A 25403-nucleotide genomic window follows, 5' to 3' on the forward strand; every position below is an offset into this window, starting at 1 on the left:
GGATCAACGTAATGAAATCAAACGTTGCATATCGAATGCTAAATGTAAAAAAGACGCAGGACCTTTACGCTTTTGTATGTTCATCCGAATATGTTCAAAATGTACAATATTATGTATATAAATTTGCACCGTATTTGTGGTGCTTTTTGTTTAATAAAATAGCCTAGTTCCGTATGACTAAGCTACGAAGTGGTCTGGCACTCTAGGAGGCAGACCACTTTAGAAGGAAAGGAGAAGGATATAAAAACATTGCATATATAGAGAACTCAGAAAATAAGTCTCGCTACTATTTCTGTGAAGATAATTCGAAGATTCATCCTTTGTCTATTCATTTACCAATCGCCTCCAGGAGCTTAATTGAATTATTCTCCATTTCGCACATTGATTCAAGCGGGTACTCTAAATAACACTCGTCCGAGCACATAAATTCATGTGTTCTCCCCCAACAAATTACTCTCATCCAACATTTACTTTAGTATGTGCTGTGAACGATAGAGACCTGGGGTTGTTCCGATATTTTTCTTGAATACTTGATTAAAGTATTTTTGATTTTCGTAGCCTACCTGTTTACAAATCTCGGATACCTTTAAATTGGTGGTTCTTAACAGTTTTTTGGCATTATTTAATCTGACCTTTGTAATATATTCAAAGATGGTGCTGCCAACTGCCTTAGAAAACAAGTTACAAAGGTAGGCAGGGTTCTTATGGAATAGCTTGCCTAAATCATCTAAAACAATGGGTTCTTTATAATTAGCATTAATGAAACTTTTTAAATCGATGATTATTTTTTCATTATATGACACGTGATTTTCATTTAAATTAGCAGTGGATTGCCCAATAAATTGTTCTAGCCAAACTCTGATTTCTTCAAAAGACTGTAGTTGATTTAATTCTTGGTAAACTAAGTATCGTTCGCCGCCGCTTTTATTTATTTCATATTCACTTTCGATATATTCCAAGAAATGATTAACGATTTTAAAACAGACGTATTTTGTTTTTTCTGGGGGGAGGCTACTCTTTTGGCAATCGAGAAAAACTTGGTCCATGAAAAGATTCATGTTGCTAAGAAGGTCTGGGCCTTTTCCATTAAAAAATGTATCAATTTTTTCAATAATACGATTACCAAAGGAATGATTGAACGTTTCTAATTCTTTATAATAGGTTATTAACTGGTTTGAAAATATACCATTTTTCAACGCTTCTTTTGCTTCACTATAGGCTTTCTTTATGCCCGAAATAGTTACATAGATATTACTTACTCCAACCATCGGTCTTATGTTCATTTCATGAAAAAGCAATGACACAAGATCCTGAACCAAGTCATTCCCTAGCTCTGAACCAGCGTTTGAAATCATGATGACGATTTCACTATCAATCGTATAGACAAAGTTCTGTATCTTCCTGTTTTCCAATAGGCTTTTTAAACACTCTAAGGAAGCTTGAATTTTTTCAGTGGCATTTGAATCATCCCAGTCAACCCCCCTCAATCCGATGTTTAAAAAAGAAAAACTTTGTAGCTTTTGGTCATTTACCGGTACAACAAATCTTTGGCCTAAAATGTAATCAAGGACACGCTTTTCTTCTAAAGCCATTTGATATTCATTCATCCGCTCAGTTGCTTGTTTTTCATTTTTTATTTTTTCTAGTTTTAAAATGGCATTTTTAATAGAATGAACAATTTCTTCTACTTCAATAGGTTTAACTAGATAGTCGATGGCCTCGAGTTGAATAGCCCTTTTGGCGTAATCAAACTTTGAATAACCGCTTATAATGATAAAAACAGCATCAAGATTAAGAGCCTTTGTCTCTTGAATTAAATCCAATCCATTTAATTTAGGCATTCTTATATCTACTAACACAATATCAGGCTTTTTATTCATGATTTCTTTAAGTGCTTCTTCTCCGTCTAAGGCAGATCCTACAATTTCAATGTGATGATCCTTCCAGTTAGTGGCTGATTTTAAGCCTTCAATTACAATTTTTTCATCATCAACAATTAAAAGTTTATACATAATTGATAACTCCTTAAAGATTGTTATGAGTAATTCCGTCGTTCTTTAGGCCAACCTTAAGATAAACGGTAGTTCCATTTCCTATTTCACTCTTAATCTTTAATCCATATTCTTTTCCATAATAAAGTTTCAATCGTTCATTAATATTTTTCAAAGCATAGCCCTTTTTGTTAATATCTACTTCATTCATGTCAAATCCTTTTCCTGTATCACGAATAATGAAAAGTAGACCATCTGCGACCTTCATGCCTTCAATCATGATGGTTCCGCTTTCCTGATGTTCTAACCCATGGTAAACAGAGTTTTCTACAATGGGCTGTAACAGCAATTTAATGATACTTTCTTCCATGATTTCAGGTTCAATCGTAATTGTGTAGTGGATTTTTTGGTCAAAACGAATATTTTGGATATCCATATAACTCTTTACTTGATCCATTTCATTCTTTACGGAGGTAATATGACTTCCATCATTTAAGGTAAGTCTAAATATTTTTGACAAATTAATCGCAATTTTTGCTATTTGTTTCGCTTTTACTTTCTCTGCCATCCAATAAATAGTGTTCAATGTGTTATATAAAAAATGTGGATTAATGTGGCTTTGCAAGGCTAATAGCTCTGCTTCCTTTTCCTTAATCTGTGATTTATATAACCTTTTAGTTAAATCATTATTCCAATTATAAAGGTGAACAATCTTGTTCCCGATTTCTCCAAGTTCATCCTCATTATTAAAATGAATACCTACTACAGTCTCTCGTTTTTCCATTTTTTCAGTAACCATGCGCAGCAAACTTAACTGATTTGTAATTCTCCTGGTAATAAATAAGGCAATAATTAAGGAGAACATTAATGCCATCACTAATAAAGAAATCGTTACTAATCGAAGTTGATTGACCTCACGAACAATATTTTCATAGGGGATAATACTAACAACATCCCAATTTGTTTTTTTGTTTGTATGATAATTAAAGAAATATTGCGTTCCATTCATTACTTTTTTAATGGTTCCGCTTTTCTCACGACTTTGAATGATTTTGGCTACCTGAGATGAAGAGAAACTATGATTGCTAGAGAACAAAATTTTATCCCCATCCAGTATTAAAATATCGCCTGGAGGGTTACTATTTTTAAACATATTATCAAAATACGCTGGATCAAGATCAATCAGAACCAGCCCCATTTGTTCCTTCGTTCCAAGATCTCGAATATTTCTTCCGTATAGTAAAGATTGGTTAGCACCTTTAACAAGTTTTGTATTACTTCCATTTAACCATTCACCCTGCCATTCGCTATGGAGTAAACGCGGATAGATATTGGACTTTTTTATCGTTTGATAGATATCATTCTTCAAATTTTGTTCCCCGCGGTTTACTTTCAAAAAGCCGTGATTTTCATTCCCAACGTAGATGGCATTAATATAGGGATTGTTTACCACCGTTATATTATTCAAGTTTTCTAGAGATGACGTCTCCAACCTGTATAACTTTGCATCTGTTTTTTTATAGAATAAATAGTCCTGAATTTCATCCGAAAGAAAAATGTCATTAGATAGATTCTCTACATTGCTTCCAAATGAGTTAATATTCCAATCGACAATAGTTAAGAAGTTATCAATCGTGGAAGATACTTTATTTTCTATTACTTTATTAAAATAAATGAACGTAAAAGGACCAATAACAAGTAAAGGGATTAGGGCTGAAAACAAAGCTAATAAGATAATTTTACGCTTAATTGGAGAGTCGATGAGTCTCATTAGGTTAGTCATTATGTTTCTCCAGCTTTAAGAATTTTGTCCATGGTTGTGCTTACTCTGGTGATAGCACTAGGAAGCACCTGGCGTGGGAGTGGCTCTGAATACATTTACAGTCTTATCCATAACAACCTGAACATCACTTCCCGAATCAAGAATCGTATTTTGAAGCGACTCTTTTTCTATCAATACTGTTGTTACGGTAAGCGGTTCTGATGCTTCGGTAGTTAACAAAGCTTCTACTTGCGCAGAGAAACAAGAATCACTTATCTTGGCATGAACCTCCGTGGCAACAACATGATTATTAGAAATATAATTTCCATTACCCGAAACAATACGTATGATTACAGGTGTTGCACCTACCGGCTTGATGTTCTGAGTATTAATTACTTCAGAAAAGTGATTAGCAATTACAGAATTATGATTGCCACTGATATAGAGGAGACCATACAAATCATCTAAACCATTGTCTATTCCCAGAAAAGGAGTCCAAGGTTCATGGTCACGTAAAAAGTGATTTGAGGAAACCAAATTTTCCGAACAATTCCCCCTGAATACCACCATTCCTGGATAAAATGAATGAAGTCTATTATTTGTGATACTAGAACGAGTCACACCATCAAAATAGATACTGCTCGCACCTCGTGGAAAAACATTATTCGCTGTAATCAAAAGTCCACCAAAATTTTGAGCGTAAATTGAATATCCTTTAAAACCGGCTCCTATCAAGTTATCGGTTATTTTTGAAGCCTGTCCCCAACCTCGCAGCTCTACACAGTTTCCACATTCAGCTATGAAATTATCATGTATAGTCAGTGCATCTGCATGATAAATAGTAATTCCATGCTCTAAATACACCAACCCCATGCCTGTAATCCGAAATGAGTCACAAGCACTTGCAACATAAATTCCCGTTTTCCCGTTGGTGTATGTGTTCTCCGGATTTGTTTCTCCTGAGCCATCTTCAATAAAATGCAAACCATCAATACAAAAGTCAGAAAACTCTACTGAACTTATTCGGGGATTTCCACTTCGTTCAACATAAAATGCAGCTCCTTTATATTCCTCGTCATTTACTTCAAGGGGAATATCTACGAGTATGCGACTTCCTCCCGGCCACAATTCATGCAAATCCGCCCATTCATTCTCAGAAGTATTAAAACGAATACTCGAAGATGTAAACCCGTGTCCAGAACCCATAATTTTAAGATAACTGATGTCTATAACTACTTGACTACTAAGATGATAATCTCCCGGTGGAATATAGATAACCGCACCCGGCTTTCCGCCTTTATTCAAATCAGCGTCCGATTGCCTACTTTTAATATCTGCTATAATGCTATTGATTACCTCACCAATATTCTCATAGGGATTACCGACAGACCACTCTGTTACGTCGTAATAATTTTTACTAGCCATAAATAAATTCTCCTATCAATTTAGTATGTTTGTGCATAAACTACTTATTCCTTGATATAGCTGGAAGTAAAGCCTTACGAATTCGTACTTTCCTTTTTCTGATTATTTTCGCTCAGAAGGATTATTACTAGACAAGAAAAATCAGCATTTTCATATTATTCCCATCATTTAAGGTAAGTTTAAAGATTTTTGACAAGTTTAATGCAATCTTTTGCTATTTGTTTCGCTTTTGCCTTCTCTGCCATCATCAAACATACTTTTACCTCACTCCACCATTTGCCTTTTTTTCATTCAAGATCAAGTCGTTATTCTTTTACTGCTCCTAAAGTCATGCCACTTACAATATAACGCTGTATGAAAAAAGAAAATATCATAACAGGCAGACTAAATGAGATGGCAGCAGCTGTCATTGGTCCTAAATCAAGATTATAAGCGGTTAAAAATTCTGAAATCCCTACTGTTGCCGTTTTGGCATTCGTACTGGTCATGAGTAGCGAGAACAAGAAATCATTCCATGCTAACATAAAAGTAAAGATAGCTGTCGTTGCCAGTCCAGGGAGTGACACCGGAAGAATAATTCTGATAAAGGCTCCAATCCAGCTGCATCCATCCACCCTGGCCGCTTCATCAAATTCTTTTGGAACTGAGTCAAAAAAACCAATCATTAACCAAATAGCAAACGGAACATTTAAGCTGGTATACACCAATATTAAGGCAAAATGGGTATCAATTAAGCCCATACTTTTTACAATCATATACATAGGAATTGCAATACTAATCATAGGTACCATTCTGATCACTAAGGTGAATAACAAAAAGTAGCTTCCTGTTATGGAAGAAAATCTAGAAATTCCATATGCAGCCATGGCCCCAAAAAACACACTTAAAATGGTGCTGGCACCCGCTGTAATTAAGCTATTTAGAAAATATTTTCCTATAGGCAAGTAATCAAACATTTTTATATAATTTTCCAGTGAAAATTGCGAGGGCCATAAAGTCGGCGGCACCGAAACTGCCTCTGTGGATGGTTTCAATGATGTTAATAATAGATAGATATACGGACCTAAGAATAATAAAGCCAGCAAGCAAGTGGTAAACAAAACAATCAGCGTCCATATTTTATGTTTAACATGTAAAGTTGCAAACCAAACTGGTTTTTCTGCAATCGTTTCTTTTAATGGTATATGGGCCATTTCTATTTCACCTCTCCTATCATCATGAATGTCTTCTCCTAGGTGACCACATTTTTGTAATAAAGAAAGAACTTAGGAATAATAAAATGATGATAAAGATGACTGCCATTGCGCTTGACTGCCCAACCTCTCCATAACGGGTCAATGTCTTATACATATATGTACTTAGCAATTCGGAAGAAAAACCTGGTCCCCCTTGCGTAAGCACCCAGACAATATCGAATGTTCTGGCAGCATCAATAATGCGAATTAATAATGCTACTGTTGCTACTGGGATAAGAGAAGGGAAAGTAATGTAACGGAACTTATGCCATTTATTGGCCCCATCCATTTCAGCAGATTCATATAAACTAATCGGGATTCCTTTAATACCTGCTAATAGAACGAGCATAATGAAAGGCGTTGTTAACCAAATGTCTGCAATAATCGTAGAATAGAGTGCAAAACGGGAGTCTGATAACCAGAGTATTTGATGCGGGTCAGAAAGTATTCCAAGTTTATAAAGCCCCCAGTTGATAATGCCGAATTGGTCATTAAGCATAAATTTCCAAATGATTCCTGTAACTAAAGGTGCCAGCATAAGCGGGCTTAACAATAGTGTCCGAATAAATTGGCTTCCTTTAAAAGCATTGCTTAGAAGCAAAGCAAGGATAAGCCCGATGATAAACTCGAAACCCACCGCTACTCCTATATAAACGACTGTGTTCCAAAGCGCTTTTAAAAATCGTTCGGAAGTCAACGAGTTTGTATAGTTTGCAAAACCAACAAATTCTCGCAATGAAGGATTAATGATATCAATCTTATAAAAACTGTCTCTAATTAAAAGAAAGATTGGATAGACCAGAAATACCAACATAAAGATCCCTGCAGGAAAGAAAAAGATCGTCGATAATGCCCCATTTTTCAGTCTCAAAAAAACCGCTCCTTTCTATCAATATATTTTTTAGAACCCCTTCATGGATTAGATATCTGTATGAAGAGGTTCTATTAAGTACGTTTCAGTTTATTGTGGCGGCAATAAGTCTTTGATTACATCTGCTGCCCAATCTAGTGCTTCTTGAGGTGTTTTTTCTCCAGAAAGTGCATATTGCACGGCTGGGATGAGTGCTTCACTTTCGATTTCTTGCCATTCCTTAATAGCAGGTCGATTTTGCGTTTGTGGTCCGCTTAATGTCGTCATAAGCGGTTTCAAATGTTCATAGCCCTGCTGTGTACTATAACTTTCAAAAACGGATTTTCTCGCTGCTACCCCCAATGATTTCATAAATAGTTCATTCTTTTCATAGATGAAGTTGAGATACTCTTTGGCAATCTCTTGTTTTTTGGAAGAACTAGGGATAACCTGGTACCAAGGACCTGGGACAGCACCTATTCCTGCTCCGCCGCCAATCATTGGGGCACTTCCAACTTTTCCTGCTACCTTTGATTGTTTAGGGTCATTTGAAGGGACATAGAAGTGACCCCAAGCAAGCATCATGGCAGATTTTCCATTCCAAAATAGCTCAGAAGTTTCTGCAGATGCCATTTCAAGTGCACCTGATGGAACCGATTGATCTTTTTTCAAAAGGTCAACTAAAAATTGCAAGGAATCAACATACGGTTTTGTATTAACAAGAACTTTGCCATTATCACCAACAACCAATGGTTTCGCACCTGCTTGGGCTGCATGATCCAGCCAGCTGGCTACCGCATCCCCATTGTTCGCACCAAATACCGTAGTTCCGTACAAATCTACTTTTCTATCATTATCTGTATCTCTAGTAAAAAACTTGGCTACATCCCGATATTCATCCCATGTTGTTGGCGGATGTAAATCATATCCATACTTTGCTTTAAAATCGGCTTTATTCTTTTCATCTTCGAAAAGGTCTTTACGGTAGATTAAATTTTTGGCGTTCGTCCATACCGGCATTCCATAAACCTTATTCTGATAACTTCCGCCTTCTACTAATCCTGGGAATAAATCATTTTTAAGGTCATCTGTCATGAGATCTTCTAATGGCAGAAGTCCGCCAGCTAGAGCAGGAAACCAAAGTATATCGATGGTTGCAACATCGAAAGCCCCTGCCCGTGAAGCTACCTCTGCCTTAAGTTTGTCATAGACTCCTGTATATGGAACGGATTCAATTTTAACTTCGTAGCCTGTTTTCTGTTTAAATTCTGCGGCTGTTTCTTTTGCAACCTTAAAGGCCGGGCTTCCCCCTTCAACGAGGACCGTAATGGTTTTATTATCACCTTTTGTTTCTGAACTTCCTGTTTTTTCTCCCGAACAACCCGATAAAAAGATAGATAATACTAAAAGTAATGAAACTACCGTTAGGATTCCCTTTTTCTTCACCTTAACCAGCCTCCTTTATTTTTGACTGCATTCTTAATAAATGGTAATCCCCCTAATGGGCTATTAGGCTACCATACATTCATTGATAATTTTCCTCTAATGTTTCTATTCTTTTTCAAAAACTTGATAGCGGTTTCATTTCTTGAAGTAAAAATGATTATCTTTTATTTCCTTTTGCCCCCTCTAACGTTTTTGTAAACTCTCTTTACACTTTTATTGTAATAATTAAGGGGTTTTAATAAAATTCTAACTTTTTTAGAAAAGGTTATATATATTTAGAACTTTTTCAATAACAAACTTCCCAGGATAATTAGTAGTAGATTGTTCCACTTTTTTATGAGGTGACAGGCACAGGGCATAAGAGATAAAGGAAACACGAAGAGCAAAAGCAACCGAATGGCTGCCTGAGAGAAATATTGAAAAAAGCCCGGATTCGTATTGGAACAAACCCGGGTTGGTATGGAGTCAGGAAAATGTTTATTTTAGTTCGGAAGAGTTAATTTTTGGGTTACCTTTTTAAAACCAGCAGTGAACAGCACTCCACATGTGCCGTATGCGGGAACATGTCCACTGGCTGGATATATTTTACTTCATATTTAGCACTTAACGTTTGAATGTCCTTCGCCAATGTTGAAGGATTACATGAGATGTAAATGAGCTTTTTTGGTTCTGCTTGGAGGATAGTTTGGATTAACTGCCCCTCAAGACCTGTTCTAGGTGGATCGACGACAATGACATCGGGCTTCCATCCCTTTTTGACCCATTTAGGAAGGACTTCTTCTGCCTTTCCAGGTACATATTTTGTATTAGTCAATCCATGCCGCTTTGCGTTTTTCTTTGCGTCCTCAATCGATTCTGGGATGACATCCATTCCACGAACTTCTCCTGCCTGATCGGCGAGCCATAACCCGATGGTTCCCACTCCACAATAGGCATCTACTACTTTTTCTTGACCAGTCAGCGCAGCTGCTTTTTTCACTTCATTATAAAGCTTAACCGTCTGAACAGGGTTTAATTGGAAGAAAGTCCTTGCAGAAAGCTCAAATTGAAGGTCTCCTAGTGTTTCTTGGATAAACTCTTCACCCGCTAACGGAAGTGTTTCCTCACCAAAAATAAGGGAGGTTTTTTGTCCATTGATGTTCTGAACAATTGATTTCACATTCGGGAGACGCTTTTGGATTTCCTGAATGATGATGTCCACTTTTGGTAATTCTTTTTGAGTTGTGATTAGGACTATTTGTAGTTCGCCTGTTTGAATGCCAACCCGAGTAACAATGGTTCGAACAATTCCTTTTCTGGACTTTTCATTATAAATAGGAATTTTTAATTCCTCTAAAATCCGTTTAACCGCAGATGTTGCTTCATTTGTTTGTGAGTGCTGCACAGCACATTCCTCAATATTAATCAATTGATGGGAATTAAGGCCATAAAGCCCCGCAAGGACCTTGCCATCCATTGCCTTCACTTGAAAACTGCTCTTGTTTCGATATCTCCATGGGTCTTCCATTCCAATCGTTTCTCGGATATCCAGTTTGCTAATGTCTACTTTGGTATGGCGCTCTAGTGATTGAATGACGATATCACGTTTTTCCTTTAACTGTTGATCATATTTCAAGTGCTGCAATTGACATCCTCCACATTGATCATAAACCGGACACAGCGGCAGAACACGATGCGGGGATTTAATACGAATTTTTTTGATTTTTGCTTCAGCAAATTTCGGGCTAATCTTCGTCGCCTCTACGACCACTTCTTCACCGGGAAGTGCACCGGGCACAAAAACAACCTGTTTTTTATAATAACCGACACCTTCCCCATTAATACCGAGCCGTTTAATCGTAAGCGGAAAGGTTTGCTTCAGTTCAATTTTAATATTTTGATCAGTTTTCATCTATTTCACTCCATAATATTCCATAAATTCATATAGATCGTTTCATTTTAATTTCCCCGTATTATAGCATGATTCACACAGAAAAACCGAATTCCAAAAAGAAATTCGGTTTCTGTGGGTGATATATCTATTTTTTCTTCGGAAAATCATCAAGGCTTTTGAATTTGTAGCCTTTTTTCTTTAGATCCTGAATTGCCTTTTCAAGAGCATCGGCGTTATCTTTTGAAACAGTGTGTAATAGTAAGATACAGCCCGGATGGACCTGCCTCATGATATTGTCGTAGGAATATTGCCAGCCTCTTTGCGAATTCACATTCCAATCGACGAAAGCGAGTGACCAGAATACATGTGTATAGCCCTCTTCATTAGCAATCTGCATTGTTCTTTCACTAAATACCCCCCGCGGCGGACGAAGGTATTTCATTTCTTTTTGCCCTGTTAATTCTTTGGTTTTGACCCTGACCTTTTCGAGCTCTTCACGAATCCTTTGATCACTTACGGTTGTCAGGTCCGGGTGATGCCACGAATGGTTCCCGACAATATGCCCTTCTTTGACCATCCTTTTCACTATATCCCCTGCCGAAAGCAAATAATGCCCTGTCACAAAAAAAGTCGCAGGTACCTTTTCCTTCTTTAAAATATCAAGAATCTGAGGGGTATATCCTTGTTCATAACCGTTATCGAAAGTTAAGTATAACGTCTTTGAGTCTGGGTTACTTTTATAAAAAGCACCGTATTTTTCAATTAACTGATCAAGCTCAGCTCCTGCTTCTGCCGGCTGTTCATTTACCCCTTTTTTAAAGCCCCAATGGATCGGCTGATTGGATACAGCCGCATATGTACTCTGCGGTATAAATAAGAGCAGCATACTAGAGATGCACAATAATCTTTTCATCCATGTTCCCCCTATTTTATTTTTTTTAGTGTTTGTAATTAGGTGGAAAAACATGATTGGTTAAAATAGGAATTGTTGGTTGGTGGTAGATTCGTCCTCTTTTTATACCTGTATAGGAAAGAGTTCTTTTAGGTATATTGGATGCGGTCGTTCTAGAGGAAGGCATGTTAAGAAATTTCCGTAATTCATGATTGGTAAATGAGGGTTTGATCAGAAGAAAGTAATCGTTAATACCATTAATGAAGGCATCTTTTGAAAATAATAAACATTTAGGACATATCCATTTCGACCTTATATAATCCATAGGAATATTTAAACACCTTGGGCATTGGACTCCCGAGATAAGTTCGTCTTCTGAAACCTGAAAATAATTAAGGATATCAATTTTTTGAGGTGTGTGTTGCGATAATAAAAGATTAATGATTTGATAAACGGTCTTTTTATTTAGCTTTTTTCCTGTGTGGGCCTCTTCTAATTCATCTACTTTCCTTAATAAATCATAGGCCCTTATGACTTTTTGCTCTGCTTCTTCGTATTCTTGATTGATAATTATTTCTGTAGAGGGTTTACAAATAGTAACAAGGTTTGCAATAGGAATCTGAGGTACTTTATCATACTCAAATGAATGTCTTAATAATATTTCATGGCGGTTTACTTGCGCTACTGGATTCTCATAGATGTCCCTGTTGTCTGCATATTCATGAATCATTTGTTTTTTTTCAAATCGTAGCATTCCTGAGTGGTTTTTTGCATCAATTATTATTATTAATTTTTGGGAAAGGAGTAGAGCATCAATCTGGAAATAGGTATTTCCTATAGGAAGACGAAGACCGTAAAAAATATGGTACTTGTGTACGGGAATTTGATCCAGATAGTATTTTAATGTTTTTTCTCCATTATATCCGGACCTTAAAATTCGTATTTTAGACTTTATTTCTGGCATTTTTCTATGATTTTCTGCTAGCCTTCTTTCTAAAGCCTCCACTTGAAGCAAGAAATTAGGGGGTGCGAGTTCCATTTCAATCAAGATAAATCCTCCTTTGTATTTTTAGTATAACTTCAACAAGATATTTGATAATCCTAGTCTTTTTTTATACTTGTTATGAAACTTTTGTGTCTGGTCGTCGCTTATGACATATTATCGGACTACTTTTTATCTATTTTTCGAAACTTACGACATTTGCTGGATATTATTTGAAAATCATCTCGTTTTTTTAGTTCATAAAAAAAATAAGCGCCCGCAACCCGAGCGCCTATCCCACAACTCTCTATTTAAAAACCGGCTCCTTAAACGCCGCTAACTTTTCTAATGAAGATTTATCCACGTCTGCGTGCAGGCTGTTTCCGTGTGAGTCCATTGTCACTACTGCTGTGAAGCCCTCTATACGAAGGTGCCACATTGCTTCTGGAATACCAAATTGCATTAAATCGACACCTTCAACTGATTTGATGCAATCTGCATAATATTGTGCAGCTCCGCCAATTGCATTTAGGTATACCCCGCCATGTTCTTCTAATGCAGCTAACGTCTTCGGTCCCATACCGCCTTTACCGATAACAGCTCGGATGCCGAATTTTTTCATGATATCACCTTGATAAGGTTCCTCACGAATGCTTGTTGTTGGACCTGCTGCCTTTACATGCCAAGCACCGGCTTCATCCTTCAACATAACCGGACCGCAATGATAAATCACTTGTCCATTTAAATCCACTGGTGCGTCATGATCGCTTAAATACTTATGAATTGCATCACGGCCAGTGTACATCATCCCATTAATCTGAACGACATCGCCTACTTTTAAAGAACGGATTTGTTCTTCAGATATTGGCGCCTCCAAGGAGATAACCCCTTCAGATGTAGCGGCTGTTTCCTGCACAGCTGCTTCTTTTTCAGCAAAATCAATGAATTCCCCGTCTTGATACATCCATTCGTTGATTTCACCAGTCTCCGCGTTTACACTCACACCTAAACGACGGAATGCCCAGCAATTGTAGGCAACAGATACATAGAAACTTGCAGGAATGCGGTTCATGACGCCCACTTTACAGCCTAAAAGGGTGGCTTCACCACCGAAGCCCATTGTGCCGATTCCTAATTTATTTGCATTCTCCATTACATACTCTTCTAACTTACGAAGGTCTTCATTTGGGTTCACATCTTCCACAGAACGGAATAACTGTTCTTTCGCTAAATCGTATCCAGAAGAACGGTCGCCGCCAATACCAACACCGATAAAGCCAGCGCTGCAGCCTTGACCTTGAGCCTGGTAGACGGAATGCATAACGCACTTACGGATTCCATCAAGGTCACGCCCTGCACGGCCTAATCCGTCTAATTCACATGGAAGGCTGTATTGAATGTTTTTATTTTCACAACCGCCGCCTTTTAAAATCAGACGAACGTCGATATAATCTTTTTCCCATTGGTCAAATTTGATAACAGGCACGCCTGCACCAAGATTGTCCCCACTGTTTTCACCAGTTAGGGAATCGACTGAGTTCGGGCGAAGCTTCCCTTCTTTCGTTGCCAACACAATGGCATTACGAATTGCTTCTTTAATTTCTAATTGATTCACACCTACTGGCGTTTTAATTTTAAAGGTTGGTAAACCTGTGTCCTGACAGATGGGTGACACTTGATCGTCTGCCATCTTGATATTATTTGTGATTGTCGCAAGGCTCATTGCGGCACTTGTACCCGCATTTTCATTTTCCTTAGCCCGTTTAACAGCTCGGCGGACGTCCTTAGGAAGTTTTGTTGATGTTTCAACGACTAGCTTGTACATGCTTTCTTGAAATTTAGAAATATTCAATTCGAGTACCCCTCTCCCCATGTTCCCCATTAATATATCACAATTTTACAATTTTTTGCACGCTTATATTATACTCCTATAACCATTAGAATTAAAGGATTAGCTTGCAACCGCTGCCAGGATAATCGAGGAAATCCCCATGTAAATATTGGATTCACTTTTCTCATCCCATTAAAAAGAGCCTGTTGGTTAAACAGACTCACTCACTTCACGGTTATTAAATTCCCTGCATTTAGATTCCATATCATCTAACATCGAAATTAAGCGGTCAATATCTTCAAGATCCGTATCTTCTGGATCAATGGCATCGAGGACATCAATGAACATGTTTAAGCGTTGTTTTAAAAAATTCACTTGTGTATTTTTATCTTCAATCGGACTACCCAAGTTGTTTCACTCCTTTCGCTAACGTTCTCATCCTATCGAAAAATTGCTGCTTTGACAATCGATTAATAATATTTTGCCCAACTTTTTAAAAAAGAAAAGACTCCTGTAATCAGGAGTCAGCTTTTAGCGTGGTCGTTCTGACGCTGCAAATCCAAAGGATACATAATCTTGAACCGGGATCCATGCACCGATTCCTTGAGAGGTGACATTTTTAATTACGATAAACTTTTTGCTGCCCTTTAGCATTAAATAGACTTCACCGTAGGTTACTTTACCTTTTTCATTCACACCTGGTGCATAGGCATATAAGTAGCCCAACCGATTCGGTGGAATGTTATAAATATGGTCGTTCTTCGTGCCGGCGCCAATAATCGTATCGAATGCAAGCGGAAGATGTGTTTTTTCCATTGCCTTTAAAAGCATCATTTTTTTCACCGCTTCTGCACTCGCAATTTTAGCAGTCAGCCCGCCTCTGATAATCTTTTGCGACTCCTGAACATACTTGATTTGATATGGGACTTTGCCGCCACGATTATCAAAATAATTGGTGTTTATTTTTTGAAACTCCCAATTCGGAGAAGTTTCCGATGATTCGTAATTTAAGGGCCACTGACCTAAATAGACGATGGCACGATAGCCAATCGCAAAAGGTGTGCTATTGATACTGGATTCATTTAGCATCCGGATTAGATCAGGGTTTTCGATTTTTACCTTTGATGAGTTAATCAACTTTTTAGTTAAATCACTTGGTTGTAGTAATGGCAGATCCTGTGTCGAATTTGGATAGGTATTCTCCTTAGTAATATTTCGAACCGAAGCTGGGACCTGATATTTTACCGAAACTTTTTGCGCTTGACCCTTTTGTGCGAAGGCTGAGGGAATAAAAGTTAACATTAATAGCAGTGTCATCAGGATAGTGACATTTTTCTTCACGAGTTAAACTCCTTTCACTAATAGCATAATCAGTCTGCTAATAGTTTTTTCGGAGTTGATTATTTTTATCCATCTCAGCAAGTAATTTCAATATTTCATCTGTAGTCGCAACATTAATTTTTCAAAAAATGGAAAGAACAATTGAATCGCAGGTCCAACAGTGAATGTAATAATAATGGTACCGTATGAAATAGGTCCATGTAGTAAAAAGGCAGGGATCAATGCTGTAATCTCCCCAATGGTTTTGGCAACCATTAAATTAACTCGAAAACGTTCTTTAATGGCTAACATAAAATTATCAATGGGGCTTTGAGGGAATTTTGCCTGAATGTATATAGCTGCACCAAATCCGATAATCAAGATTCCTACTAATAGCATAATTATTTTAGGGATAAGTTGATTGACTTGAAATAAATCAAAAACAGTTCCTAACCAAAAATCAACTAATGAACCTATGATTATTATCGTTAGAAGTGAAAGAAGATCAGGTCTTTTCTTTAATAAGAGAGAGACCACTATGACTAAAAAAGCCCCATCAATCATTACCCATTTTCCTACTGATAAACCTACCTTTTCAGTTAAGGCGACATTAAGAGCATCCCATGCACCAACACCAATATCCGCCACTTCAATGGTCATACAGACACCAAAAGTCATAATAGTAAGTCCAAAAATGAAAAATAAAAACCGAATTAATAGTCTCATTAGTCGCTCCTTAAAGTTAAGAAAAAAGTAACACAATTGTAATATTCAGAACATTTACAAAATTAAAATTAAATACTATAATATACTTAACTTATAAACAAAGGAGGGCCGTAATCAATCTGCTTCCATTACTTATTATCCATAAGGAGGTTGGGATTCCCGTCTTATATGAGATTCAACACTCGTGTTCATGTATCTAAATAAACATGAAGGTTGGTGATTGATGTCCCAAAGAAAAGCGATTGATTTTTACCCTACTAAATGGTTATTTTATCATAATAGCCCAAGCTTGACGATTAACCCAGTACATTGAAGAATGGAAATGAAACTTAAATTTAATAATAAAGACTCTATGCCACCGGGCTTAGAGTCTTTATTTTTTACAATAACTAGAGTAAGTAGAAGCCAATTCCCATAATCAAATAGGCAGCGAGTAGTGTTAACCCTTCGAACCAATTGGATTCACCGTCGTTCGAGATAACAATCATAAGGAGTACCGATGACACCATCGCAATTAGCTCTTGCCAGCTAAATAGCAGTGGCATAGTAGTATCAAAGAAAAGTGATACAAGCACAAGAACAGGTAATACGAACATGGCCACCTGCAATGTAGAACCAATCGCAATTTCAACGGCAATATCCATTTTGTTTTTAAATGCCATGACAATGGCAGATGCATGTTCGGCTGCATTCCCTACTATAGCCACGATAATGACACCGATAAACAATTCAGACCAACCAAGTGTTTCTCCTACATACTCAAACGTATGAACTAGGCGCTCGGAAATGTAAGCTACTGCTATTGTTGCAATGAAAAGAACAGCAATGGCTCTCCCTTTTCCCCATTCTGGTTCTTCTTCTTCATGTGCGACTTTTTCAGTACTAGGCTGGTATACGCCTCGATGGGTAACCAACTTAAAAAATAAGGCGGCCAGATAAAGGATGATCAAAATGACTGAAATCCCAATACTTAAGGAAAGAGTTTTTGTCTCATTCATATTAATAGAAAAAACTTCAGGGATAACAAAAGCAATGATAACCGCAAACATCAACAACCCTGAATTATGCCTAGCATCGTAGACATTAAATGATTGACGCTTAAATTTTAAGCCCCCTATAAAGAACGAAAGCCCGGCCACAAGTAGTAAGTTTCCTAACACGGAACCTGTTAGTGAGGCGAGAACAATTCCAACAAGCCCGGCTTTCAACGAAAAGATTGAAATAATAAGTTCGACTGCATTTCCGAAGGTTGCATTTAACAGTCCGCCAATCCGCGGCCCCGCAACAATTGCTAGACTTTCAGTTGCCCTTCCCATATAACTGGCAAGTGCCACGATTGTTAAGCAGTAGATAATAAATAAAACAATATTTGACCAATGCAACAGTGAGCCAATAACGGACAGCGGCACTCCAATGAATGTCATAAGCATAAAAATCCTGTTCACCGTATTCCCTCCATATTCTTTTTATATAATGAGGATATTTTCTATTAGGCTTTTCCTTTTGTTCCTTAATTTACCTAAAATTACCCCAATTGTCTAGGGTCGAAACTTTCCTCTTGCATAAGCACGTTTTTCTCGTTACCATTATTTAGGAGATATTAAATCTTCTATGAATGAAAATTGTAGAATTGAGGAAGTTCTATGAATAAAACTAATCTGCGATTTTGGATCCTTGTTAGTATCGTTGCGATTTCTGGGTTTTCGCAAGGAATGTTGCTGCCTCTCATCGCTGTAATTTTTGAGAAAGGTGGGGTATCCCCTTCATTAAATGGTTTAAATGCGACCGCACTTTATATCGGAATTCTCCTTGTATCTCCTTTCATGGAAATGCCTCTTAGAAAATACGGTTATAAACCAGTGATTATTTATGGCGGAGGACTCGTCATCGTTTCACTAGCTCTATTTCCTATCTGGGAGACGTTTTGGTTTTGGTTTGCCCTCCGGCTACTAATTGGAATAGGTGACCATTCCCTCCATTTCGCCACACAGACTTGGATTACCTCATCAGCTCCTGCTGATAAGCGAGGACGAAATATTTCTCTATATGGATTATTTTTTGGAATTGGTTTTGCCAGTGGACCACTTATGACACCATTAGTTAATGTAAATCAATCTCTGCCTTTTATTGTCTCCTCAATCCTTTGTTTTATTGGCTGGATTTTTGTATTTATGCTTAAAAACGAACGACCTGAACAAGAAGTTGGTATCAATTCCTTCCTATCGACCATTAAACAGTTTAAGAAGGCTTTAAAATATGGATGGGTTGCTTTCCTTCCGCCATTTTCTTATGGTTTTTTAGAATCCTCCTTAAATGGCAGTTTTCCTGTCTATGCCTTAAGAATGGATATAAACGTCACCAATGTTTCCATGTTGTTGACTGCATTTGCCTCCGGCAGTATTATTACCTCACTACCTCTAGGAATTTTGAGTGATAAGTATGGCCGGCGTAATATTTTAATAACGATCCTTTTTCTTGGATTTTTTAGCTTTACTGCTGCAATCTTCCTTGAACACTCTTTTATTGGACTGTTTGTCGTTTTTCTTATTTCTGGAATGGTTGTTGGTTCAACTTTCTCTCTAGGGATCAGCTACATGACAGATTTACTTCCAAAAACTCTTCTACCGACCGGCAATTTGTTATGCGGGATATTTTTCAGTCTCGGCAGTTTAAGCGGTCCCATCATTGGAGGTTTGTTTATTAAATTCGTTGAAAATGTGAGTTTCTTCTATATCATTAGTACGATGCTCTTAACCTTATCAATTATCATCTTCACATTTGGTAAGAAGACTAATTTAGTATTTAAGCAACAAAGTTCGTAACAGGATAATTATGGAGCAAATTCATATCTTATGCATAAAATATGTGGTAAGATAACCATAAATAGAAACCCTATAAAGATTGTGCTGTCATCCTTTTGATGACAGCTTTCGTATTTTTTAAGGGTATTGACTTTGATTATTCTTATCAATTAGCAATCGGAGGGGGGAAAATTAGTGAGTTCCGAAGCAAAGGCACTAACAAAGAGTATGAACAAATTAAAGCTATTCGAGAAAATCAAACCACATGCAGAATTAATTGCAGCAGGCCTAAGCGGTGGCTTTATTGCAGCTGGCTGGTTATTTGACAAGTATGGAAATGGTGCTGATTCCATTATTGCTTACCTGCTGGCATTTGTAATTGGTGGTTTCGCCAAGGCAAAAGAAGGCATTGAGGCTACCTACGAAAATAAGGAATTAAACGTAGAAATGTTAATGATTTTTGCAGCAATTGGATCCGCCATAATTGGGTATTGGACAGAGGGTGCCATGTTAATTTTTATTTTTGCCGTAAGTGGTGCACTCGAAACGTATACAATGAATAAAAGCCATAAAGAAATCTCCTCTTTAATGAAACTGCAGCCAGAAGAGGCTTTGCTCATCTCAGACGGCAGTGAAAAGAGAGTTCCTGTTTCAATGCTTCATATCGGAGATCTGATTTTAATAAAGCCCGGTGAGCGGATTCCATCTGACGGGATGATTATCAAAGGACAAACCAATATTGACGAGGCTGCTATTACTGGTGAATCTATGCCAGTATCCAAAGGTGATAAGGAGGATGTTTTTGCAGGAACTGTAAACATGACAGGCTCCATTACTGTTCAAGTGACAAAAGCGAGCCATGACACTCTTTTTCAAAAGATTATTCAGCTCGTACAATCGGCTCAAAGCGAAAAATCTCCTTCACAACTTTTTATTGAACGCTTCGAAGGAACCTATGTTAAACTGGTCCTTTCTGTTGTGTTTTTGATGTTTTTTCTCCCGCACTTTATTTTAGGTTGGAGTTGGCAAGAAGCCTTTTATCGAGCGATGATCTTATTGGTGGTTGCTTCACCATGTGCACTTGTTGCTTCCATCATGCCCGCAACATTATCGGCCATTTCCAATGGAGCGCGACGTGGAATCCTGGTAAAAGGCGGGGTTCACCTAGAGAATTTAAGCCATTTAGGTGCCATTGCATTTGATAAAACCGGTACATTGACAAAAGGCAACCCAGAAGTGACGGAAGTGATTGTAAAGGATGGACTTGATAAGGATGCCCTGATTTGGAAGGCAGCTTCGATTGAAAGCCATTCTAACCATCCACTGGCAACGGCAATTGTGAAATATGTAAAATCAAACCTTAACAAAGAACTCCTTCATCCGGACAGTCTTGAAGATATACCAGGATGGGGTGTTAAGGCTACCATAAACGGGGAGAATTGGAAGATTGGTAAAGCAGCCTTTGTAAACCAAGAACTAATTGAAAAGTTTGCGGATGGAAAGATTAAAGAACTTGCTGCTCATGGAAATACACTTGTATTTATTAAAATCGACGGCGAGTTATGTGCAGTAATTGCCATGAAAGACGTTGTTCGTGAGGAGACTAAACTTGCGATTGATCACCTGAAAAAGCAAGGGATCCGTACGGTTATGCTGACAGGTGATAGTGAAAAAACGGCACGCGCAATTGCCTCAGAAAGTCATGTGGATGAATTTTTTGCGGAATGCTTACCAGAGGTAAAAGTCGAAAAATTGAAGAAGTTAAGAACAAAATATGAAACCGTAGCAATGGTGGGTGACGGAATCAATGATGCACCTGCACTTGCTATTGCCAATGTTGGTATTGCCATGGGTGGTGGAACTGACGTTGCTCTTGAAACCGCGGATATTGTCCTAATGAAAAATGATTTGCCTCGAATTGCTGAGGCCATTGATCTTTCTAAACGAATGAATAAAATCATTAAACAGAATGTTATTTTCTCGATAACTGTTATCATGGTTTTGATTTCGTCAAACTTCTTCCAGATCCTTGATTTGCCATTTGGAGTCATTGGTCATGAAGGCAGTACAATCTTAGTTATTCTAAACAGCCTGCGATTACTTAAATAATTACACTAGCTGCTGGGCACTGGAGCTGGATTAAAAAACCGGATGAACATTCATCCGGTCTTTTTGTTTATATGAAGAAAAACTCATTAGTGATAACCATTAGAACCGTTTGCTGAACCGGAAGTTTTATTTCCTTTGCTTCCTTTACCCTTTTGCTTTGTACCGCCATCTTTTTTTGTTTTCTTTGTCATAATAAGAACCTCCTTGGTGAAAGTAGCCTGCCTCCTTAGTTTGAACAGATAGGCAAGTTTCATGACGGTAACTATTAGCAATTCTTTCGGTTTTTTTCACTATAAAAGGCATTGATTTCTCCACCTAAAATAATAATAAATGCCGATATATACAACCAAATCATTAAGACAATGATTGCCCCAATACTGCCGTAGGTTAACGAATAATTACTGATATTTCCTACGTAAAATGTTAATCCGATTGAGGAAACAATCCAGCCGACTGTTGCAAACGCGGCACCTGGGAAGGCGCTTCGGCATTTTAATTTTACATTTGGCGCAATCCAATACAACCCTGTAAAAATAAGGAACAAAATAATTGCACTAACAAGCCAACTTAATGCATTCCAGAGCTTAATAAATTCTGTGGTGTAGCCCAATTGAGAGAATAAAAAAATACCTATTTCTCTTCCAAATACTGGGAGAATAATTGCAAGAATTAATACCAGGATCATCCCAAATGTTAATAAAATAGCCATTCCCCTTGAAACAATAAATGAACGGCTTTCCTTGACATTATATGCCTTATTAAATGCCTTAACGATTGCATTTATTCCGTTCGATGCCGACCAAATGGTTCCAATGATCCCGAACGAAAGCAAACTCCCATTCCGATGGTTCATGATATCATGAACATTTTTCTCAATTAAATCCATGGCCTCGCTTGGTGCAAAATCTCTTACTATTCCGAGCATATCCTGATGTGGAATCGGAAAATAAGGAAGAAGTGTAAATAAAACAATCAGGAGCGGAAATAAGGATAATAGAAAATAATAGGCCAACTGCGCACTTAAGCCTGGCAGGTCATCTTCATCGATCCTATGCCAAAGTAATCGTAGTAGAGACGAGCGGACATTTCCTCCCTTTTCCATCTACATCCTCCTTTTAATCAATTTTATCTTCCTCGACTGCCACTTCCTCTAAAAGAAGCGCCTCATCATCCTTCGAGAAAGTATCCTTCGTTTCTTTTATCATGTCAGTTACCTGAGGTGTTAATTCGCGTAATTCTACTACCTTATCTGTGATAAAGGAGATATCTTCATTAACCTGCTTTACGGTTGTCTTGACTTTTTCAGCTGTTTCCTTAACTTTCTCCGCAATTTCACCAGGATTTCTAAAAACATAGGTAAGTCTTGATGTGTTTTTTTGTACGTTTGCTTTCATCACTTCACGTGTTTGTTTATCTAAAAGGCTAATGGCCCCGCCAGCAATGGCCCCGAGTATCATTCCGCGCCAAAATTGGTTTTTCTGTGTCATGTTAACGTCTCCTTTAATCCTTGTTATTATCAATAGTACCCCATGTAAAAAATACCAAAACCTGCATATTTTTATTTTCCTAGATAGACGGAGTGCATGCAAGTCCATATTCTCTTTTAATGATTTTTTTATTGACATATAATTTCTTACATGAAAAGATGAACATAATAATTATTCGGAAAGGATGACCGAAATGAATTTATCTGAAAAGTCGATTGAAAATGTTGAATTTATGATTGAACAAATAAAGGAAAAGTTAAAAGTCTTGAACCTTGGTGCGATTAAACCTTCACACTTTGATGAAGAAATGTACGAGGAACTGAAAGAGATTTATGATATGGTCCAAAGAAAAAATTCGTTTAGTCCTAATGAAATGCAAGCATTAGTTGAAGAACTTGGAAGCCTTCGAAAGAAATAAAGCGAAAACCCGTTATGCACATAACGGGTTTGTTTGTTGTTAATCTTGTTCAGTTAAGATGACAGTCCCTTCTTTGGTAATGGCAAGGGTATGCTCGTATTGGGCTGAATATTTTCCATCAATAGTTCTTGCCGTCCAGCCATTGAGATCCATTTTTGTTTGATATCGTCCTACATTAACCATGGGCTCGATTGTAAAGACCATCCCTTCTTTGATTCTTGCCCCTTTGCCTGGCAGTCCATAATGAGGAACATCCGGTTTCTCATGAATTACTGCGCCAATTCCGTGGCCAATAAAATCTCTTACAACCGAAAATCCTTCGCTTTCAACATATTTTTGAATTGCGTGCCCAATGTCTCCGATTCGATTACCGACAACGGCCTGTTCAATCCCTTTATACAGCGCTTCTTTTGTTACTTTTAATAAACGCTCAGTTTCCTCTGATACGTCTCCAACTGCATAGGACCAGGCAGAATCCGCTAGCGCACCGTTGTAATTAACAACCATGTCTACCGTCACAATATCCCCTTCGTTTAAAGGTTCTTTCCTTGGAAAGCCGTGGCATATTTCGTCATTTATACTTGCACATGTCGCATATTCATAGCCCTTATAGCCTTTTTGTTCTGGAGTCGCACCTTTTTTCTTAAGAAATTCTTCCACAAAGGCATCAATTTCCCAAGTGGTAATACCTGGTTTAATCAATTTAGCTATTTCTTTATGACAGGCAGCTAGAATTTCCCCTGCCTTTTTCATTGCTTCTATTTCACGTTGTGATTTAAGGACAATCATTATTGTAGGGTCCCCTTCCTTTTTATTTATTTTTATGTATGCAAATCAAAATTGTTATTCGACTAAAAACATACCACTAATAAATTATAAAACATGCCGCAATAGGCAACACTTTTAATATAACTCTATCCTGATATTTTTTCAAAAATACTTTATCTATATTATTTCATAAAGTACATATTTTCCTTATTAATTTGTTCTTAATATGGTGCTTTCTTATTCTTTTTGATAGAATTAATGTAGAGTGAATAATAATTGGGTGTGAGACAAATGATTGGTGATCGCGTAAAAAAATTTCGCTTAGATAGAAAGATGTCACTTTCCGAACTTGCTGCTCAAGCAGGTGTGGCTAAATCTTATTTAAGTAACCTTGAAAATAACAAACAAGAGAATCCTTCTATAAAGTTTCTAGAAAAAATCGCTGTTGTTTTAAATATTCCTGTGGATCACTTGATACATGAAGAGATTAATAAAGAGGAACTAGATATTGATTGGATGAATCTAGTCAAGGACGCAATGAATTCGGGCGTTTCTAAGGAACAATTTCGAGATTTCCTTGAATTTAACAAATGGCGAATTAATCAAAATGATAAGTAGAAATAAAACAATCTTATTGAAAAAGAAAAGCATTCTACAAAAAAGTTATTTTTGTGTAGAATGCTTTTTTTGTACTTCCTTGTGTGTCTTATCATCTCTCTGTGACCAAGAAATCACGAACTGCTTCTATGGATAACCCTAAGTCCTTTGCTTCCAATATGAGTGCAATCCATTCCTGATCGATTACTTCAAATTCATTTTTCGTAATAACCACTATACTCACTCCTAAAATACAGAATGTATTCCAGGTAGCCCGGCCATCCTAGCAAAAAACCTGCCTTAGACCCTCGGCTTTGCGTCCCTGCTTTTCAACAGGTTTGCCTTTTTCTGACATTTAATAAAACTTAAGTCACTGAATTCGATAGGACAATTTACTTAATCGTTATTGATATTATATCTAGTCCTATTTTAGTTGGTTGTTGTAATTTGTCGTATTGATTAAATTTTCACACAATTAATTATAGCAAATTATACCATATTTCTACAAAAATATCCCAATTAAGACTTTTAATCCAAACACCATCTGTCAAAATAGTGAATTTTTGGAAAAAACCTTGTTGTTTATTCCCTCCGTTAACCAAAACCAAAATACTTTTCCAACATATAACTTAAATATTTGTCTAAACTATGAAAATTGGCATATAATGTAAAAAACAAAATTATTTTCTGAATATTATTAATATTATAGAGTAGGTGGTGATTTCATACAATGACCTTTATCCATGTGTTGAATTTTTCAATTCCGATTGCATTTATTGTGTTTGCAGGGTATTTTTTGGATCGCATATGCAAGCCAGACTCCACCAAACAAAAAGCTGGTGAAGATTGAATCTATTAAAAGGATTCCTCTGTCATTCAGCTTTTTCTTT

22 protein-coding genes and 1 riboswitch are annotated in these 25403 nt (G+C 37.2%); of the genes, 4 read left to right on the forward strand and 18 right to left on the reverse strand.

Translation table 11 applies throughout. The annotated features are described in order from the left end of the window. Positions 1 to 467: 467 nt before the first annotated feature. The 14 genes from COJ96_RS20645 to cax all read right to left on the reverse strand — a co-directional run bounded on the left by COJ96_RS20645 (position 468) and on the right by cax (position 17778). Entirely contained in the window at positions 468 to 2012 is a 1545-nt protein-coding gene (locus tag COJ96_RS20645) for a response regulator (RefSeq protein WP_098575680.1), read from the reverse strand. 13 nt (positions 2013 to 2025) lie between these two features. Further along, positions 2026 to 3774: a cache domain-containing sensor histidine kinase gene (locus COJ96_RS20650; RefSeq protein WP_098575681.1), complete on the reverse strand. Its 1749-nt coding sequence runs from the start codon at positions 3772 to 3774 to the stop codon at positions 2026 to 2028. A 57-nt stretch (positions 3775 to 3831) separates the two neighbouring features. After that, positions 3832 to 5178 (reverse strand): NosD domain-containing protein, encoded by a 1347-nt coding sequence (locus tag COJ96_RS20655; RefSeq protein WP_098575682.1) that lies wholly within the window; start codon positions 5176 to 5178, stop codon positions 3832 to 3834. 305 nt (positions 5179 to 5483) lie between these two features. Continuing rightward, positions 5484 to 6371 (reverse strand): carbohydrate ABC transporter permease, encoded by an 888-nt coding sequence (locus COJ96_RS20660; RefSeq protein ID WP_098575683.1) that lies wholly within the window; start codon positions 6369 to 6371, stop codon positions 5484 to 5486. 22 nt (positions 6372 to 6393) lie between these two features. Continuing rightward, positions 6394 to 7284, reverse strand: coding sequence for a carbohydrate ABC transporter permease (locus tag COJ96_RS20665; RefSeq protein ID WP_251459207.1), 891 nt, complete (start codon positions 7282 to 7284; stop codon positions 6394 to 6396). A 90-nt stretch (positions 7285 to 7374) separates the two neighbouring features. Further along, positions 7375 to 8709 carry an ABC transporter substrate-binding protein gene (locus COJ96_RS20670; protein WP_251459209.1) on the reverse strand — a complete coding sequence of 445 codons (1335 nt, stop codon included), beginning with the start codon at positions 8707 to 8709 and terminating at the stop codon, positions 7375 to 7377. Positions 8710 to 9217: 508 nt separating this feature from the next. Next, positions 9218 to 10600, reverse strand: a complete 1383-nt coding sequence (gene rlmD / locus COJ96_RS20675) for a 23S rRNA (uracil(1939)-C(5))-methyltransferase RlmD (RefSeq protein ID WP_098575685.1) — start codon at positions 10598 to 10600, stop codon at positions 9218 to 9220. A 127-nt stretch (positions 10601 to 10727) separates the two neighbouring features. Beyond that, positions 10728 to 11495, reverse strand: coding sequence for a delta-lactam-biosynthetic de-N-acetylase (gene pdaA, locus COJ96_RS20680; protein WP_098575686.1), 768 nt, complete (start codon positions 11493 to 11495; stop codon positions 10728 to 10730). Between the two features lie 25 nt (positions 11496 to 11520). Then, positions 11521 to 12513, reverse strand: a complete 993-nt coding sequence (locus tag COJ96_RS20685) for a nuclease-related domain-containing protein (protein WP_257148609.1) — start codon at positions 12511 to 12513, stop codon at positions 11521 to 11523. A gap of 250 nt (positions 12514 to 12763) precedes the next feature. Continuing rightward, positions 12764 to 14308 (reverse strand): fumarate hydratase, encoded by a 1545-nt coding sequence (locus COJ96_RS20690; protein WP_098575688.1) that lies wholly within the window; start codon positions 14306 to 14308, stop codon positions 12764 to 12766. Positions 14309 to 14497: 189 nt separating this feature from the next. Then, positions 14498 to 14695: an SE1561 family protein gene (locus COJ96_RS20695; protein WP_066251284.1), complete on the reverse strand. Its 198-nt coding sequence runs from the start codon at positions 14693 to 14695 to the stop codon at positions 14498 to 14500. Between the two features lie 123 nt (positions 14696 to 14818). Further along, positions 14819 to 15589, reverse strand: coding sequence for a YfkD famly protein (locus COJ96_RS20700; protein WP_373561737.1), 771 nt, complete (start codon positions 15587 to 15589; stop codon positions 14819 to 14821). A 126-nt stretch (positions 15590 to 15715) separates the two neighbouring features. Next, on the reverse strand, positions 15716 to 16333 hold the full coding sequence (locus tag COJ96_RS20705; RefSeq protein WP_098575690.1) for a YczE/YyaS/YitT family protein: 618 nt from the start codon (positions 16331 to 16333) through the stop codon (positions 15716 to 15718). A 389-nt stretch (positions 16334 to 16722) separates the two neighbouring features. After that, positions 16723 to 17778, reverse strand: coding sequence for a calcium/proton exchanger (cax, locus tag COJ96_RS20710; protein WP_180230203.1), 1056 nt, complete (start codon positions 17776 to 17778; stop codon positions 16723 to 16725). Between the two features lie 198 nt (positions 17779 to 17976). On the opposite strand from cax, the gene COJ96_RS20715 reads away from it, so the two are divergent. Next, positions 17977 to 19155 (forward strand): MFS transporter, encoded by a 1179-nt coding sequence (locus COJ96_RS20715; RefSeq protein WP_098575691.1) that lies wholly within the window; start codon positions 17977 to 17979, stop codon positions 19153 to 19155. A 174-nt stretch (positions 19156 to 19329) separates the two neighbouring features. Further along, positions 19330 to 21243 carry a heavy metal translocating P-type ATPase gene (locus tag COJ96_RS20720; protein WP_098575692.1) on the forward strand — a complete coding sequence of 638 codons (1914 nt, stop codon included), beginning with the start codon at positions 19330 to 19332 and terminating at the stop codon, positions 21241 to 21243. A gap of 265 nt (positions 21244 to 21508) precedes the next feature. Here COJ96_RS20720 and COJ96_RS20725 read toward each other — a convergent pair whose 3' ends face one another. Together COJ96_RS20725 and COJ96_RS20730 are read right to left on the reverse strand one after the other, a co-directional pair. Beyond that, positions 21509 to 22345, reverse strand: a complete 837-nt coding sequence (locus COJ96_RS20725) for a YihY/virulence factor BrkB family protein (protein ID WP_098575693.1) — start codon at positions 22343 to 22345, stop codon at positions 21509 to 21511. A 13-nt stretch (positions 22346 to 22358) separates the two neighbouring features. Continuing rightward, positions 22359 to 22730, reverse strand: coding sequence for a YtxH domain-containing protein (locus tag COJ96_RS20730; protein WP_098575694.1), 372 nt, complete (start codon positions 22728 to 22730; stop codon positions 22359 to 22361). A gap of 193 nt (positions 22731 to 22923) precedes the next feature. Between COJ96_RS20730 and COJ96_RS20735 the strand changes: the two genes are divergently transcribed. Further along, positions 22924 to 23148 carry a DUF1128 domain-containing protein gene (locus COJ96_RS20735; RefSeq protein ID WP_098575695.1) on the forward strand — a complete coding sequence of 75 codons (225 nt, stop codon included), beginning with the start codon at positions 22924 to 22926 and terminating at the stop codon, positions 23146 to 23148. 39 nt (positions 23149 to 23187) lie between these two features. Here the strand turns inward: COJ96_RS20735 and map are convergent, their stop codons facing one another. Beyond that, positions 23188 to 23937: a type I methionyl aminopeptidase gene (map, locus tag COJ96_RS20740; protein ID WP_098575696.1), complete on the reverse strand. Its 750-nt coding sequence runs from the start codon at positions 23935 to 23937 to the stop codon at positions 23188 to 23190. 270 nt (positions 23938 to 24207) lie between these two features. On the opposite strand from map, the gene COJ96_RS20745 reads away from it, so the two are divergent. Beyond that, complete coding sequence (locus COJ96_RS20745; RefSeq protein WP_026564443.1) at positions 24208 to 24534, forward strand: helix-turn-helix domain-containing protein; 327 nt, start codon at positions 24208 to 24210, stop codon at positions 24532 to 24534. Between the two features lie 91 nt (positions 24535 to 24625). On the opposite strand, the gene COJ96_RS20750 is transcribed toward COJ96_RS20745, so the two are convergent. Then, complete coding sequence (locus COJ96_RS20750) at positions 24626 to 24748, reverse strand: anti-repressor SinI family protein (protein ID WP_098575697.1); 123 nt, start codon at positions 24746 to 24748, stop codon at positions 24626 to 24628. Positions 24749 to 24778: 30 nt separating this feature from the next. Then, positions 24779 to 24866, reverse strand: a riboswitch (cyclic di-GMP riboswitch). Positions 24867 to 25403 lie beyond the last annotated feature (537 nt).

Source organism: Bacillus sp. AFS073361 (genome assembly GCF_002567005.1).
Lineage (GTDB): Bacteria > Bacillota > Bacilli > Bacillales > Cytobacillaceae > Neobacillus.